Origin of the sequence: Janthinobacterium sp. 17J80-10 (genome assembly GCF_004114795.1) — a bacterium.
Lineage (GTDB): Bacteria > Pseudomonadota > Gammaproteobacteria > Burkholderiales > Burkholderiaceae_D > Paucimonas.
In genome coordinates this window covers 1517484-1534145 of record NZ_CP035311.1, presented here as the reverse complement: position 1 = coordinate 1534145, position 16662 = coordinate 1517484, and the positions used below count along the sequence as shown (strand labels likewise).

General features: G+C 62.3%; 11 protein-coding genes. 9 read left to right on the top strand and 2 right to left on the bottom strand.

Annotated elements, in window-relative coordinates:
• The first annotated feature begins 14 nt into the window (after nucleotides 1–14).
• Genes EKL02_RS06935 through EKL02_RS06925 form a run of 3 tightly spaced genes read left to right on the top strand, consistent with a single transcriptional unit; the run spans nucleotide 15 to nucleotide 7789 of the window.
• The gene (locus tag EKL02_RS06935) at nucleotides 15–3155 is read left to right on the top strand and encodes a multidrug efflux RND transporter permease subunit (RefSeq protein ID WP_128901371.1); all 3141 of its coding nucleotides are present in this window, start codon (nucleotides 15–17) and stop codon (nucleotides 3153–3155) included.
• Complete coding sequence (locus tag EKL02_RS06930; RefSeq protein ID WP_128901370.1) at nucleotides 3152–6256, top strand: multidrug efflux RND transporter permease subunit; 3105 nt, start codon at nucleotides 3152–3154, stop codon at nucleotides 6254–6256. The genes EKL02_RS06935 and EKL02_RS06930 overlap by 4 nt, the downstream gene beginning before the upstream one ends.
• Before the next feature lie 18 nt (nucleotides 6257–6274).
• Entirely contained in the window at nucleotides 6275–7789 is a 1515-nt protein-coding gene (locus EKL02_RS06925) for an efflux transporter outer membrane subunit (protein WP_128901369.1), read from the top strand.
• Here the strand turns inward: EKL02_RS06925 and EKL02_RS06920 are convergent.
• Both EKL02_RS06920 and EKL02_RS06915 read right to left on the bottom strand, forming a co-directional pair.
• Complete coding sequence (locus EKL02_RS06920; RefSeq protein ID WP_128901368.1) at nucleotides 7727–8896, bottom strand: YeeE/YedE family protein; 1170 nt, start codon at nucleotides 8894–8896, stop codon at nucleotides 7727–7729. The genes EKL02_RS06925 and EKL02_RS06920 overlap by 63 nt on opposite strands.
• The gene (locus EKL02_RS06915) at nucleotides 8897–9802 is read right to left on the bottom strand and encodes a sulfurtransferase (protein WP_347232099.1); all 906 of its coding nucleotides are present in this window, start codon (nucleotides 9800–9802) and stop codon (nucleotides 8897–8899) included.
• Between the two features lie 227 nt (nucleotides 9803–10029).
• Between EKL02_RS06915 and EKL02_RS06910 the strand changes: the two genes are divergently transcribed.
• The 6 genes from EKL02_RS06910 (at nucleotide 10030) to EKL02_RS06885 (ending at nucleotide 16662) form a co-directional block, all read left to right on the top strand.
• On the top strand, nucleotides 10030–10884 hold the full coding sequence (locus EKL02_RS06910; protein WP_241687813.1) for an ABC transporter ATP-binding protein: 855 nt from the start codon (nucleotides 10030–10032) through the stop codon (nucleotides 10882–10884).
• Nucleotides 10885–10935: 51 nt separating this feature from the next.
• The gene (locus EKL02_RS06905) at nucleotides 10936–11919 is read left to right on the top strand and encodes an NrtA/SsuA/CpmA family ABC transporter substrate-binding protein (protein ID WP_164931970.1); all 984 of its coding nucleotides are present in this window, start codon (nucleotides 10936–10938) and stop codon (nucleotides 11917–11919) included.
• A gap of 6 nt (nucleotides 11920–11925) precedes the next feature.
• On the top strand, nucleotides 11926–12681 hold the full coding sequence (locus EKL02_RS06900; protein ID WP_128901366.1) for an ABC transporter permease: 756 nt from the start codon (nucleotides 11926–11928) through the stop codon (nucleotides 12679–12681).
• 21 nt (nucleotides 12682–12702) lie between these two features.
• Nucleotides 12703–14127: an allophanate hydrolase gene (locus EKL02_RS06895; RefSeq protein ID WP_164931969.1), complete on the top strand. Its 1425-nt coding sequence runs from the start codon at nucleotides 12703–12705 to the stop codon at nucleotides 14125–14127.
• A 15-nt stretch (nucleotides 14128–14142) separates the two neighbouring features.
• A complete protein-coding gene (locus EKL02_RS06890) occupies nucleotides 14143–15642 on the top strand; it encodes an amidase (protein WP_128901364.1) in 1500 nt (499 codons plus the stop codon).
• Between the two features lie 222 nt (nucleotides 15643–15864).
• A complete protein-coding gene (locus tag EKL02_RS06885; protein ID WP_128901363.1) occupies nucleotides 15865–16662 on the top strand; it encodes a GntR family transcriptional regulator in 798 nt (265 codons plus the stop codon).

Genomic DNA, 16662 nt, shown 5'->3' with positions numbered 1-16662 from the left:
CGGGGCATGCCTGAATGAATCCTTCCCGCCTGTTTATCCTCCGCCCGGTTGCGACTTCGCTGCTGATGCTGGCATTGCTGCTGTCGGGCTTGCTGGCTTACCGCCTGCTGCCGCAATCGGCATTGCCCCAGGTCGATTATCCGACCATCCAAGTCAGCACCCTGTACCCGGGCGCCAGCCCCGAAGTGATGGCGACGGGGGTCACCTCGCCGCTGGAAAGGCAGTTCGGCGCCATCGCCGGGCTCAACCAGATGTCGTCCACCAGCAGCAGCGGCGGCTCGCTGATCACCCTGCAATTCAAGCTCGATGTCAGCCTCGACATCGCAGTGCAGTCGGTGCAGGCCGCGATCAATGCTGCAAGCAATTTCTTGCCACCGGACTTGCCCACGCCACCGATCTATAGCAAGGTCAATCCCGCGGATGCGCCGGTGATGACGCTGGCAGTCACCCCGGGCAGCCTGCCGCTGACGAAGTTGCAGGATATCGTCGACACCCGCATGGCGCAAAAGATTTCCCAGGTAACCGGCGTCGGCCTGGTCACCCTGAGCGGCGGCCAACGGCCAGCCGTGCGCATCCAGGTGAATCCAACTGCGCTGGCAGCCTATGGACTGGGCTTTGACCAATTGCGTGCTGCGATCAGCGCCGCCAATTCGAACCAGGCCAAGGGAAATTTCGACGGACCACAACAGGCGTCGGCGCTGGAAGCCAACAGCCAACTCAAGAGCGCGTATGAATACCGCCAGATCGTGATCGCTATGCGCAATGGCAACCCGGTGCGCCTCGCCGACGTCGCAGAGGTACGCGAGGCGGCCGAAGATGCTTACCTGGCCGCATGGGCAGACCAGGACCAGGCGATCCTGATCAACATCCAGCGGCAACCGGGCGCGAATGTCATCGAGGTGGTCAACCGGATCCGTGCCCTGCTGCCGGAATTGCAGTCGGGCCTGCCGGCATCGGTGGAAGTAAAAGTATTAACGGACCGCACCGACTCGGTACGCCACGCCGTGCGCGACGTGCAGTTCGAACTGGCGCTGGCCGTGGCGCTGGTGGTGATGGTGATTTTCCTGTTCCTGCGCAGCGTCCCGGCCACCCTGATCCCGGCCCTGGCGGTGCCACTGTCGCTGGTCGGCACCTTCGGCGTAATGTACCTGGCCGGATTCAGCCTGAACAACCTGACCCTGATGGCGCTCACGATCGCCACCGGCTTTGTGGTGGACGACGCCATCGTGATGATCGAAAACATTGCGCGCCACATTGAGCAGGGCAAGACGCCGCGCGCCGCCGCGCTTGAAGGCTCCAGGGAAATCGGCTTCACCATCATTTCGCTGACATTTTCCCTGATCGCGGTGCTGATTCCCCTGCTGTTCATGGGCGACGTGGTGGGCCGGCTGTTCCGCGAATTCGCCATTACGCTGGCGGTTTCCATACTGATATCGGCCGTCGTTTCGTTGACGCTGACGCCCATGCTGTGCGCCCGCATGCTCAAGCCGCATGCCGGCAAAGCCGAAAGCGCTACGCCTCTTAGCGGCCAGCTGATTTTCGACCGCATCCAGGCTCGCTACGGTGACGCGCTCGAATGGGTGTTGGAGCGCCAGACGGCAACACTGGCGGTGGCGGCATTGACGCTGCTGCTGACGATACTGCTGGCGTGGTGGATTCCCAAGGGCTTTTTCCCGACCCAGGATACCGGCACGATCCAGGTGATTACCGAGGCGCCCCAATCCATTTCCTTCAGGGCCATGGCAGAACGCCAGCAAGCCGTAGCCCAGGTCCTTCTGAAGGACCCCGCAGTGGCCAGCCTGTCGTCGATCGTCGGCATCGACGGCGTCAACAATACCTTGAATAGCGGGCGCCTCCTGATCAACCTGAAGCCGCATGCGCAGCGCGCCGAGCGCGCGCCGGAGATCATCGCGCGCCTGCAGGACGCCGTGCGCAGCGTGCCAGGCATCGAGGTGTACTTTCAGGCAGTGCAGGACCTCACAGTAGAAGACCGCGTCAGTCGTAACCAGTACCAGTACCTGGTAGAAAGCACCGATGCGGCGGCACTCACCGAATGGGTGCCGCTTCTGCAGGAACGCCTGCGGACCTTGCCGCAGATTAGCGACATTGTGAGCGACCAGAAAAATGGCGGGCTGAAAGCCTATATCGAGGTCGACCGGGATACCGCCAGCCGGCTCGGCGTGTCGATCGCGGCAATCGACGATGCGCTGTATAGCGCGTTCGGCCAGCGCCAGGTCTCCACCATTTTCACCCAGACCAGCCAGTATCGCGTGGTGCTGGAAGCGCTGCCGGATTTCCAGAGCGGCCTTGAGAAACTGCGGGCCATCCACATCTCGTCCGCCAATGGCCGCCAGGTTCCCCTGAGCAGCTTGGCGCGGGTGCGGGAAGAGCCGGCAATCAACCTGATCAGCAGGGAAAAACAGTTCCCCGCCGTCACGATGTCGTTCAACCTGGCGCCGGGATATTCTCTGGGCGATGCCACCGCCGCCATCGACGCCGAGAAACGGGCGCTGAACCTGCCAGCCAGCGTGCAGACCCGCTACCAGGGCGCCGCCATGGCCTTCGGCGCGGCGCTTGCCAATGAAGGCTTCCTGGTCATCGCCGCGATCCTGACCATGTACATCGTGCTGGGGGTGCTCTATGAAAGCTTTGTCCATCCGCTGACCATCCTGTCGACCCTACCCTCGGCTGGCGTGGGGGCATTGCTTGCCCTGCAGGTCACGGGCAAGGATCTGAGCGTCATTGCCATCATCGGCATCGTGCTGCTGATCGGCATCGTGCAAAAAAATGCGATCATGATCATCGACTTCGCCCTGGCAGCGGAACGCACTGAACGCCTGACGCCCCGCGCAGCCGTCTACCAGGCTTGCCTGCTGCGCCTGCGCCCGATCCTGATGACGACGCTGGCGGCGGTGCTGTCGGCGGTCCCGCTGGTGCTCGGGTCCGGCCCGGGTTCCGAATTGCGTTCCCCGCTCGGCATTGCCATGATCGGCGGCCTGCTGCTCAGCCAGGTTTTGACCCTGTTCACCACGCCGGTAATCTATCTCGCCTTCGACCGCCTGGGCAGCCGCGTGAAGTCCTGGCGCGGCCGCGATGCCGGGCTCGCCGCGCATGACGATGCCGGCAGCGCCACCGCCACCGGGCCGCAGGCATGAACTGGTCGCAAGTCTTTATCCATCGGCCGGTTGCCACCATCCTGCTGACGCTGGCAATCGCATTGCCGGGCGTGATGGCTTTCAAGCACTTGCCGGTCGCCTCGCTGCCGCAAGTGGATTTTCCCACGATCAGCGTCAGTGCCAGCATGCCGGGCGCCAGCCCGGAAACCATGGCGGCGACCGTCGCCACGCCGCTCGAGCGGGCGTTGGGACGTATCGCCGGCATCACCGAAATGACGTCGACCAGCAACCAGGGCACGACCCGCCTGAGCCTGCAATTCGACCTCGACCGCAACATCGACGGCGCCGCGCGCGACGTGCAATCCGCCATCAATGCTGCCCGTTCGACGTTGCCCGCAGGCCTGTCCGGCAACCCGACCTACCGCAAGGTCAATTCCGCCGGCCCGCCCATCCTGGCGATTTCCCTGACCTCGGACACGCATACGCAGGAACAGCTCTACGACATCGCTTTCACCGTGCTCGGCCAGAAGATTTCGCAGGTACAGGGCGTCGGCCAGGTGAATGTCAACGGCAGCGCGCTGCGCTCAGTGCGCGTGGAAGTCAACCCGACCGTGCTGAACCAGTATGGCATCGGGCTGGACAGGGTGCGCGCCGCGCTGGCAGCGGCCAATGTCAATGCGCCCAAAGGCTTCATCGAGGATGGCGTGCAGCGCTGGCAAATCGGCCTCAACGACCAGGCCAGGCAGGCACGCGACTATCGCGGCCTGATCGTCAGCTGGGTCAATGGCGCGCCGGTGCGGCTGGCCGATGTCGCAACGGTGCGCGACTCCGTGCAGGAACTGCGCAATGCCGGCACTTCGCGCGGCAAGCCCGCGGTCATGCTGGCCGTAATGAACCAGCCCGGCGCCAACGTGGTTGCCACCGTCGATGCGGTCAGGGCGCTGTTGCCGCGCCTGCGGGATATCACGCCGGCCGGGGTCGAGGTCGAGGTGGTGATCGACCGCAGCACCACCATCCGCAAGTCGCTGGCCGAAGTCGAGGAAACGCTGTTCATTTCCATCGGGCTGGTGATCATGGTCACCTTCCTGTTCCTGCGCAACGGCCGTGCCACCATCATTCCCGCCATCGCGATCCCGGTGTCGCTGCTGGGCACGCTGGCGATCATTTATCTGCTCGGCTTCAGCCTCAACAATCTCTCGCTCATGGCCTTGATCATTTCCACCGGTTTCGTGGTGGACGACGCCATCGTGGTCGTTGAAAACATCATCCGGCACATCGAGGAAGGCATGAAGCCGTTCGACGCCGCCATCAAGGGCGCGCGCGAAGTCGGCTTTACCGTGCTGGCGATGAGCGTGTCGCTGATCGCGGTATTCATTCCGTTGTTGCTGATGGGCGGCATGATCGGCCGCCTGTTCCGCGAATTCGCCATCACGATGTCGATCGCCGTGCTGATTTCGCTGGTCATCTCGCTCACCACCACGCCGATGCTGAGCGCCATCCTGCTGCGTCCCGCCAAGGCCGGCGCCAGCCGCCTAGGCCTGTGGCTCGAGCGCCTGATCGAGATACCCTTGCGGGCCTATCGCGTCAGCCTGGACTGGTCGCTGCGCCATGGCGCATTGATCCTGCTGTTGCTGGCAGCGACCATTGCACTGAATGTCTACCTTTACACGATCGTGCCGAAAGGCTTTTTCCCGCAACAGGATACCGGGCGGCTGAACGGCAATTTCCAGGCCGACCAAAGCATCTCGTTCCCGGCGATGCGACAAAAAGTCAACCAGATCATGAAGATCGTCGCCGAAGATCCGGATATCGACACTTACTACGAGTACACCGGCGGCTTCGGCGCCGGCCAGACGAATACCGGCGCCATGTTTGCCCGTCTGAAGCCATTATCAGAAAGGAATGCGACCGCGCAGGAAATCGTTGCGCGGCTGCGCCCCAAACTGGCAAAGATTGCCGGAGCCACCCTGTTTGTCAATGCCCAGCAAGAGTTGAACATCGGCGCCCGCCCGGGCAGCGCGCAATTCCAGTTTACCGTCCTGGCCGACGACCTGCAGCAACTGAAAAGCATCGCGCCCCGGCTGCGCGGTGCACTGTCACGCCTGCCCGAGCTTACCGACGTCAACAGCGATTACCAGGACAAGGGATTGCAAACGACGCTGGTGGTGGACCGCGCCGCCGCTGCCACGTTCGGCATCAGTGCACGGCAGATCGACGCCACGCTCAACAATGCCTTTGGCCAGCGCCTGGTATCCACCATTTACGAGCCGCTCAACCAGTACTATGTCGTACTGACGCTGCAGCCGGAATATGCCCAGGGCCCCGCCGCGCTGGAGCATATCTACCTGATGACGGAAAAAGGCGGCAAGGTGCCGCTGGCGGCGATCAGCCGGTGGGAACAGACCACGGCGCCGCTGGTGGTCAACCACCAGGGCCAGTTTGCCGCCGCCACCATTTCCTTCAACCTGGCACAAGGCGTGGCGCTTGACCAGGCCGCCGATGCCATTGAAAAAGCCTTTGCCGAGCTCAACCCACCCGATTCCGTCAGGGGACGCTTTGCCGGCACCGCGCAAGTATTCCAGGAGTCGCTTGCCAGCCAGCCCTGGCTGATTCTTGCCGCATTGCTTGCGGTTTATATCGTGCTCGGCATCCTTTACGAAAGCACGATTCATCCGCTGACCATCCTGTCGACCTTGCCGTCTGCCGGTGTGGGCGCCCTGCTTGCGCTGATTGTCTGCGGCAGCGAATTTTCGATCATCGCCTTTATCGGCGTGATCCTGCTGGTCGGCATAGTCAAGAAAAACGCCATCATGATGATCGATACCGCGCTGCAGCTCGAACGCGACCGCAACCTGAGCCCGGAACAGTCGATCCGAGAAGCCTGCCTGCTGCGCTTCCGCCCTATCCTCATGACCACGCTTGCAGCACTGCTGGGCGCCCTGCCGCTGGCCCTGGGCGCCGGCGACGGCGCCGAGCTGCGGCGACCGCTCGGGCTGTCGATCGTCGGCGGCCTGCTGCTGTCGCAGATACTCACGCTGTACACCACGCCGATGGTTTACCTGAAACTGGACCGGCTGCGACACGCAACCCTGCAAAGCTGGCGCCGCCTGCATGCCGCACCGGCAGCCGAGCCGATTTGAACGCACTACGCGCACACCATGAAACTGCATCCCCAAAAAAACCACCTGCCGATACTGCTTGCGACCCTGCTCTGCGGCTGCGCTGCGGGTCCCGACTACCAGCGTCCGGCGGCGCCAGCGGCATCCCACTACAAGCAGGCTTTCGACCTGCCGGCATGGAAGACGGCCACGCCCGATGCCCCGGCGCTGGCGCAAGAATGGTGGCAACTGTATGGCGACGACAAGCTGAATGAATTGCTGGCGCAAGTCGCGGCGGCAAACCAGAACATCGCCCAGGGCGCGGCGCGCTATCGCCAGGCGGCAGCGCTTGCCGATGGCGCCGGCGCAAGCCGCTGGCCGTCACTGGACCTGAATGGCTCGGCCCGGCGCGGCACCGGCACCAATGGCATCGCTGCAGGCAACAACTCGAATACCTATCGCCTTGCCGCCGACGCCAGCTGGGAAGCCGATCTCTGGGGGCGCTTGCGCCGGCAGCAGGAAGGCAGCATCGCTACGGCACAGGCCAGCGCTGCTGATCTGGCTGCCACGACCCTGGCGGTCCAATCCGGATTCGCTCAGACGTATTTCCAGTTGCGTATCGCCGATGCCCAGCAGCGATTGCTTGACGATGCCGTACAGGCATATCGGCGTTCACTGGAATTGACCCAGAATCGCTACAAGGTCGGCGTATCCGCCCGCAGCGATGTGTCCCAGGCGCAGACCCAGCTCCAGTCGACGCTGGCCCAGGCCGCCGACAACCGGGCGCAGCGCGCGCAGCTGGAACATGCGCTGGCAGTCTTGCTGGGCAAGGCGCCAGCAGAGTTCACCTTGACTGCCGACACCGCGGCGAGTGGCAGCTACCATGTCCAGCGCACTTTGCCGGCAATTCCCCCGGGGATTCCTTCCAGCCTGCTGGAGCGCCGGCCCGACGTGGCAGCGGCGGAGCGCCGCGTCGCTGCAGCCAATGCCGGCATTGGCGTTGCCCAGGCGGCGATCTTTCCTGACCTGACCCTGTCGGCCTCATCGGGATTCCAGTCCAGCCGGTGGAGCAAATGGCTGACGCTGCCCAACCGGGTATGGTCGGTCGGCCCCGCGCTTGCAGCTTCGCTGTTCGATGCCGGCTTGCGGCGATCGCAAGGCGATGCCGCCATCGCCGCCTACGACGCCACGGTTGCCACATACCGGCAAACCGTGCTGACAAGCCTGCAGGAAGTCGAAGACCAGCTGGCGAACCTGAAATGGCTCGAACAGGAAGCGGAGTACCTGGACGCGGCGCTGGAGTCGGCGCGCCTGGCCGAGCGTGATGCACTGAACCGCTACCAGGCAGGCACGGTGGACTTTCTCAGCGTCGTGACCTTGCAGACCACGGCGCTCGGCATCGAACGCAATGCGCTGGGCGTATTCGGGAGGCGCCTGAATGCCAGCATCGGCCTGGTCAAGGCGCTGGGCGGCGGCTGGACGCCGCCTGCTGCCGCGCCGGGAACAACGTCCTCAGACCCAGCCCAGCCGGCCGCGCACGCGCCAACCGAGCCAAAGGCCGCCGAAAAGAAATAAGCCAAACACCCAGCCGGATGCGGCGCCCGCCATGATCCCCGACAGCAGGGTGCCGACGGTGCAGCCCAGCGCGACCATGGCGCCCCACCCCATCAGCACGCCACCCGCCAGGGCGCGGACGATTTCCGGCAGGCGTGGCAGACGTGGCTTGAAGTCGCCGGCAAAAATCGCCGCAGCCAGGGAACCCAGCACCAGGCTCAGGATAAACACGCCGTTGTCCGACCACAGGGTTTGCTTGATCACGGTGGCGCAACCGGAAAAGGTATCCAGCCCTTCCAGCCGGTCGGGCAGCCAACCAGTCGTGCTGGCGCCGGTACGGGCGATACTGCCCAGTTCGGCAGTCACGCCCAGGGGGCCAAGGCGAAAATACGACAATACCCCGAGGAAGCCGACCAGCAAGCCGCCGACATGGGCTGGCCAGCGGCGTTCCCACGGGCTTGCCTTCAACGGTGCGACATCTGGCTGGCGATGCCAGCGCCAAAGCCCCAGGCCGATGATGGCAAGCCCTGCCAGTTGCAGCGCCACCGAGCCGGCATAGCCGAAGTGATGCGGCAGCCACACCACTGGCGCCTCCTGGATGCCCGAAAGGTAGAGGTAATTCCAGCTTGCAAATCCAAGCGAAAAACCGATCAACGCGCCCAGCAAGGCGAATGGCGAGGCCGTCGATCCCTCGCCGAGGCGGTACAGGTGGGCGCTGATGCAGGATCCGGAAAGCGCCATGCCGATACCGAATGAAAATGCGCCTGCTGCCAGCACCCAGCTGAGCGGCCCGATGTGGGCCTGCGGCGGCAGGCGGCCAGGCGCCGGCACTGGCAGGAAAGCGCCGAATACGAGGTGGTAGCCGACAATCCCGATTGCCAGCGCGGCGATGATGCCCAGCAAGCCGCGCGCATCGCGCTGTTCCAGAAAATCCCGGCTGACACAAAAGAAGCAAAAGCGCGAGCGCTGCAGGATTGCGCCGAACGCCAGGCCAAACAGGGCGGACAGCGCCAGCTCGCGACCGCCCTCGGCGATGCCGCCGAGGTGGTGCGAGAACAGCACTGCCGCTGCTACAACGATCGCGGATATTGCGAGCCGCCGCGCGGGCGGCAATGCCAGTGCAGCCAATTACTTGCCGCCCCAGACGGTGCCGGTCGGGTTGTTGATGGGCACACCGACTGCATTGCCGTATTCGGTCCAGGAGCCATCGTAATTGCGCACGTCATATCCCAGCAGCTTTTTCAGGGCGAACCAGGTATGGCTGGAGCGCTCGCCGATGCGGCAATAGGTAATCACCGGCTTGCTGCCGTCGATGCCGGCCGCAGCGTAGATTTTCTTCAGCTCTTCGACCGGCTTGAAGGTGCCATCGGCTGCAACCGCCTGGCCCCAGGGTACGTTGACGGCGCCTGGCACATGGCCGGCACGAATCGCCAGTTCCTGCACGCCGGCCGGTGCAAACACCTTGCCGCTGTACTCGTCGGCCGAACGGATATCGACCAGCGCGACATTGCTCTTCTTCTCTGCCACGGCGACGACATCGGCCAGGCGCGCACGCAGGGCCTTGTTGGCTGCCTGAACCTTGACATTACCTGGCGCCGGCACCTTGGCCACGGCGATCAGCGGACGGTTTTCGGCTTCCCATTTCTTGCGGCCGCCATCGAGCAGTTTCACGTTCTTGATGCCGTAGGTATCGAAGACCCAGGCACCCCAGGCGGCAAACCAGTTGTTGGTATCGCCGTACAGGACGACCGTGCTGTCATTGTTGACGCCGGCCTCGCGCAGCAGCTTTTCAAAATTCGGCTGGCTGACGATATCGCGTTTGACCGGATCGACCAGGTCCGTATGCCAGGTGAAATTGACCGCGCCCTGAATATGGCCACGTTCGAACTGACCGGGATTGACGCTCACTTCGATCAGACGCAGTTTCGGATCGTTGATGTTCTTTTCCAGCCAGTCGGTACTGACGAGAAAATCGCCGGGGGCAGCATGCGCAGTACCCAGCAACAGGCTGCCGACGAGCAGCAGTGACTTCATGAATTTCATTGTTGTTCTCCCTTGGTTGGTCAATACATCCGGAGATCAGGTTACAAGAGGAATCCACCGACAAACAACGAATCAAATCCGCCTTTCATATGCAAAAAACAGATATGGCGGCGCTGAAAATCCCGTCGCCGACGACCAACGATTTCCGCATAAGCATGTGCGAAGACATTCGTTCCAATCTCCTTCACCCATGGCTAGGATTGCATCTCCTATAGATCATGACCTGTCATGACAGCATCAACGAACTGGAATTGAGCATGAGCAGGAATGTCGGCCACCTAGAAGTACGTGAGTTACACATCGAGTTCCCCGGAAAAAAAGACACCGTCCGGGCAGTCGATGGCGTCGAGATCGAGGTCGCCAGCGGCGAATTCATCAGCGTGATCGGCCCATCCGGCTGCGGCAAGTCGACATTGCTGAATGCGGTTGCCGGCTTCGTGCAACCGACATCCGGTAGCGTCAACATCGACGGCAAGCCGATCACCGGCCCGGGCGCAGACCGCGGCGTCGTTTTCCAGCAGTATTCACTCTTTCCGTGGAAATCCGTTCTGGGCAATGTCGAATTCGGTCTCAAGCTGCAAGGCGTCGCGCGGCAGGTACGACAAGATAAGGCGCGCCACTTGCTGAAGCTGGCCGGACTGGCTGCATTTGAACGGCACTATCCGCACCAGCTGTCAGGGGGCATGAAACAGCGGGTTGGCATCATTCGCGCACTGGCCGCGAATCCACGCATCCTGCTCATGGATGAGCCGTTTGGCGCACTCGATACACAGACCCGGGCCATCATGCAGCAGATCCTGACGGACCTTTGGCAAACCTTGGGCATCTCGGTCCTGTTTGTCACCCATGATATCGACGAAGCGATTTTCCTCTCTGACCGGGTGTATGTCATGAGCGCGCGCCCAGGAAAAATAATGGATGTGGTCACCATCCCGTTGCCGCGGCCGCGCCATCCCGATGTCGTCGTCAGCGCCGAATTCCTGGAAATCCGCGCACACCTGCGCGCCCTCATCCGGCAAGAAAGCCTGCGCGCATTCGCCAGCGAAGCGCCGCCGACTGCACTGGCCGCATGAAACATGGCCCAAAACCGAATCCAACTCCCTACCTTTAAAAAGGATATAAAAATGAAACATGGCATCAGTCGTTATCTCTTGGTGGGCGCAATGACGCTCGCCGCCCTCAATGCAGGCTTGGCCAACGCTGCGGAAAAAATTCGCCTGGCGCAAAACCTGGCGCCGATTTCCGGCCTGGTGATCATCGCCAAGGAAAAGGGCCTGTTCGACAAACACGGCCTCGATGTCACGGTCAGCAATTTCACCAGCGGCCGCCAGGCGCTGGAAACCGTGCTTGGCGGGGGCGCCGATATCGCCACCACGGCGGAGGCGCCGATTACCGCCGCCGCGCTTGCCCGCCAGAAGATTTCCCTGCTGGCCCGCATGGTGTATTCGGACGACAAGACCCTGGTCAGCAAGGCGTCCGGCATCAACACGCCGGCCGACCTGAAGGGCAAGCGCATTGCCTACACCGCCGGCACCGGCGGTGAAATCTATACGCTGACCCTTCTCAAGAAGGCCGGCCTCACCAGGAACGATGTCACCCTGGTCAACCTGCGTCCGCAAGACATGGTGTCGGCACTGGCAACCAACAGCATCGACGCCTACAACACGTGGGAACCACATATCGTCAACGGCAAGAAGGCCTTGGGCGACAAGGTAAAGGAAATCGACACAAGAGGCGTCTATGCGGAAACCTTCAATCTGGTCGTGCCGCAGGATTACCTCGCCAAAAACGGCAAGACCGTCGCCGCATTCCTGCAAGCGGTACTCGAAGCCGAACGCTTCCTGAAGGCAAATCGCGACGAAAGCATTGCCGTCATTGCCACTGCCACCGGCATGAAAAAGGAAGAATTGGCGCCAATATGGAATGACTACATCTTTGACCTCGTGCTGGATGACCTGACGCTCAACACCCTGAAGAACCATGCGCAGTGGCGCCTGGATTCGGGCAATGCGCCGACGGGAGCGACCATCCCCGATTTCAACGACATTATTTTCGCGGCGCCGCTGAAGCAGGTTGCGCCGGAGCGCGTCAAAATCAAGGGCCTGTAATCCGCCATGTTCCGTCAATATGCCGTGCTGCTGGCCAGACTGGTGTCAATCCCGCTTTTCCTCGGGGTCTGGCAGCTGGTCGCCAGCCTGGAACTGGTCAATCCACTGTTATTTCCGCCGCCAAGCGTCGTCATCCGCGCGTTCTGGGATTACATGACGCTCGGCGATGGGGTTGCCGACACCGGCTGGAGCCTGGGCAGGGTTGCGATCGGCTACCTGTCCGGCGCGGCGGTCGGCATTACGCTCGGCGTGCTGACGGGCGCCAGCCCGCTGCTGTCGGGTTTTCTGATGCCCGTGTTCCAGCTGCTGCGCCCGATTCCGCCGATCGCGTTCGTGCCGATCGTGATCGTGTGGTTCGGATTGACCGAATTCGGCAAATGGTTCCTGGTGTTCTGGGGCGTGTTCTTTACGGTCTGGCTGGCCACCCATATGGGCGTGCAGCGGGTCAGCCTGACGCTGCTGCGCGCGGCACAAAGCCTCGGCGCATCCCGCCTGCAACTGCTGTGGTCGGTGCAACTTCCCGATGCCCTGCCGGTGATTTTTGTCGGCTTGCGCACGGCGCTCAGCATCGCTTTCTATACGCTGGTGGCGGCCGAACTGGCAGGCGCCTACGCCGGGATCGCCTACCGCCTCGAAGTATCGCAACAGAACCTGCAGATCGGCCACATGATGGCTGGCCTGCTGGTACTTGGATTCATGTCCACTCTTTCCGACCGCGCGTTTCAAGGTATTTCACGGCGCGTGCTGCACTGGACCACCTGACACACGATGAATCAGCCAAGCATGAATCAGCATCTTTCGCCAGACGCACTGAGTTTCGATTTCGCCTCGCTGGCCGCCGCTTACCGCGCCGGTCTGTCGCCATCGGCGGTCATCGAAGAAACCTACCTCCGCCTGGAGCAGCACACCGGCGAGCATGTCTGGACGCACGTGGTGGCGCGCGCGGATGCATTGCAGCAAGCGCACCGCATCGAGCAACTTGCGGCGCGGGGAGCGGACTTGCCGTTGTACGGCTTGCCATTCGGTGTCAAGGACAATATCGACGTCGAAGGCCTGCCAACCAGCGCCGCCTGTGCCAGCTTCACATATACCGCGACCAGGACTGCCACCGTGGTCGAAAAGCTGCGGGCGGCTGGCGCAATCCTGATCGGCAAGCAGAACATGGACCAGTTTGCCACTGGCCTGGTCGGCATCCGTTCGCCGCAAGGCTATTGCCGCAATCCATTCGACCGCGACTACGTGCCCGGAGGGTCCAGCTCCGGCTCGGCGGTGGCGGTCAGTACCGGCCAGGCCAGCTTCTCGATCGGCTCCGACACCGGTGGCTCGGGACGCGTGCCGGCTGCGTTCAACAATATCATCGGGCTGAAACCGACACCGGGTCGCGTCAGCAGTGACGGATTTCTCTATTGCAACCGCAGCTTCGATGTACCGCCGGTGTTCGCCCTGACCGCTGCGGATGCCTTCAAGGTGCTGCAAGTAATCGAGGGCTACGACGAGCGCGACATTTACTCGGTGGCGCCACCGCCGCGAACAAGCGGCCGCAGCGGGCTGCCGGAGCAGTTCCGCTTTGCTCTCCCGGGCCCCGCGGATCTGGAATTTTTTGGTGACAGACATGCTGAAGCGCAGTTCGCCGCGGCGGTCGTGAAGCTTCGCGAAATGGGCGGCACCCCCGTTGAGATTGACTTTGCCCCGTTCCTTGAGGCAGGCCGGATGGTATTCAGCAGCGCGCTGGTGGCAGAGCGCTGGCTTACCTATGGTGAAGCTGCCGGGCGCGGCGGTGCCGAAGTCCATCCCGTCGTACAGCAGGCAATCTTAAACGCGAAGCAATACGATGCTGCAGATGCTTTCCGTACCCTGTATCGACTGGAAGAACTGAAGCGGCTGGCCTACCGGGAAATCCAGAAAGCCGACGTCCTGCTTGTGCCCACCTGCGGCACCATCTACCGCTGCGACGAAGTGGAGGCCGACCCGGTGCGGCTGAATGCCAATCTCGGCTACTACACCTATTTCGCCAATCCGCTGCGCCTGTGCGCAGTCAGCGTGCCGGCAGGCCTGCGTCCGGATGGCTTGCCGTTCGGCGTGTGCTTCCTCGGCATGCCTTTTGCAGACCAGGATTTATACGCCTACGCCAGCCGCATGCAAGCGGCTTTCGGCGGCAACCTCGGCGCCACCAGCCACCCCGTAGTGGCTGCGCCTTCAAATCAATAACGAGGAACTACAAACATGAGCAAGCATCATCCGGCACTGAGCTGGACCGAATGGGGCAGGACCGACGCCGTCGGCCTTGCACAATTGATCCGCGAACGGCAGATCACCGCAGAGGAAGCAGCGAGCCAGGCAACACTAGCTGCCGCCCTGCTCGAACCGCAACTTGGCGCCGTGCTCGAGATATTCGACGATATCGTCAAGAATCCCGCCGCCGATGGCGCCAGCCAGGACGGAGCGCTTTGGGGCGTGCCGCTGTTCGTCAAGGATCTCGGCTCGTCGATCGCCGGGCGCCTGCGCGAAAGCGGCTCGGCGCTGGGCAAGGGCCGCCTGTGCGACAGAACCGACCCCTTGTTCAACAACCTGCATCGTGCCGGCCTGGTGGCGGTCGGGCGCGCAACGACTGCCGAAATGGGGATGACATATGACACCACCACCAGTTACCGCGGGCTGAAGGTCACGCGCAACCCGTGGAATCCGGAATACACGCCGGGCGGATCCTCGGGTGGCAGCGCAGCCCTCGTTGCCGCCGGCGCCGTGCCGCTGGCGCACTCGACCGACGGCGCCGGGTCCACGCGCATCCCGGCCGCCTTTACTGGTCTGGTCGGCTTGAAAGTCTCGCGCGGACGCTTGCCGCCGCCATGGTCATTCAGCGAATACGGCAATGAAACCATGACCGAGGGCGTATTTTCACGCACGGTGCGCGACACTGCAGCGTTTCTCGATGCCGCCGCTGCCGCACGCCCGCTCGGCAAGAGCTTCATTCCGGTTCCTGCACCTGCCCTGTCGTTTGGCGCCGAAGCCCTTCGTGCGCCCGGGCGCCTGCGCATCGGCTTCTCCACCGGCGCATGGGGACGCACCACGCCGTGCGCGCCGCATGTTGCCGAGCGCACCCGTGAAGTGGCAAAACATCTGCAAGCGCTCGGCCACCATGTCGAGGAAGTCGGCGATGGACAGATATCGGACTGGAACCGTTTCTGGCCATCGTTCCGCACCTTCTGGCTGGGCATGCGTCCTGCCATGTGGGCGCTGGAACATGGCGGAAAATTGCCGGAGGAACTAGTCGAACAATTGACGCCGATGGCGCGCAAATTCTGGGCGGTTTCGCAGAAAATCGACAAGGCCGCAGTGCTGCAGCACCAATCCAGCAATAATCTGCATATGGTCGCGCTCGGTGCATTCTTCGAAGAATATGACTTGCTGCTGGTGCCCGCATTTGCCGCCAGCACGCCAAAGGCCAATGGCCCCTTCTCGCTGATGAATGACCGCGACTTCGACACCTATGCCAATGAATTGCTCGATGCCGGACGTTACGCGATTCCGGCCAGCGACGCCGGCATACCTTCCATCAGCCTACCAGCAGGAAAAGATGAACTGGGACTGCCGCTCGGCATACAACTATATGGCCGCTGGTTCGAAGAACACCGCTTGCTGCAGGTAGCCACGCAACTCGAACAATTGCTGCCGCAATGGTTCAACACCGCGCCGCCGGTGCATGTTTCGCATCTTCCACGCTAAAAGCCCGGTCTTGATCCCGCTGCTGAATGACGACGATCGCATTCGCCAACAGTCAGCAGCGCACAGTCCGTCCACAGGAAGAAAAAGTCTCTTGGCGCTTCCATCATTTTCCGCATAAGCAACTGCGATTTGATTCGTTCCCAATCGGGGAGTCGCCCGTTACCATCGCTTCACCTCATCACTCATAACCTGTCATGACAGGTTCGAAATCAAGTTCTTGCAATGAATTCCTTTCGTGCCATTGAAGCCTCACCGGTCCCGCTCTATACCCAGGTCAAGCAAAGCCTGCGTGAGCGCATCGTTGATGGCACCTATGCGCCCCATGCAAGACTGCCGGCCGAAAGCGAAATCAGCCGCATCTTCGGTGTCAGCCGCATCACCGTGCGCCAGGCGCTGGGCGACTTGCAAAACGAAGGCGTCATTTTCAAGATTCCCGGCAAGGGAACTTTTGTATCGAAGCCCAAGGCAACTCAGGAGCTGACCCAGCTGGAAGGGTTTGCCGAAGCGATGTCCGGCAAGGGCTACGCCGTCCACAACCGCGTTATCAGCCACGCCACCGTCGCCGCCACGCAGCACATTGCGCAGCAACTGGAAATCGCGCCTGGCACGCAGGTCACAGAAATCAGGCGCATACGACATCTCGACAGCGCCCCCGTATCGCTCGATATCACCTACCTGCCGCATGCAATCGGTGAGCGGCTGCGCCAGGAAGACCTGGCTGGCCGTGACATTTTCCTGATTCTCGAGAAGGATTACGGCATCGCCCTCGGGCATGCCGAATTGCAGATCGACGCCCTGCCTGCCGATGCCCACCTTGCGCTCGCCCTGCAGGTTAAGCAAGGTACCGCGCTGCTGCGCATCGAGCGCCTGACGCACGGCGCCGACGGCAAACCGCTGGATTTCGAATTTCTGTATTTTCGCGGCGATGCATTCCAATACCGGCTGCAGATTGCCCGACATGGCGCCACCCAGCCCTTGCATCCAATTACGGGGAATGCCCCCGCACCAACAAGGAAGTAA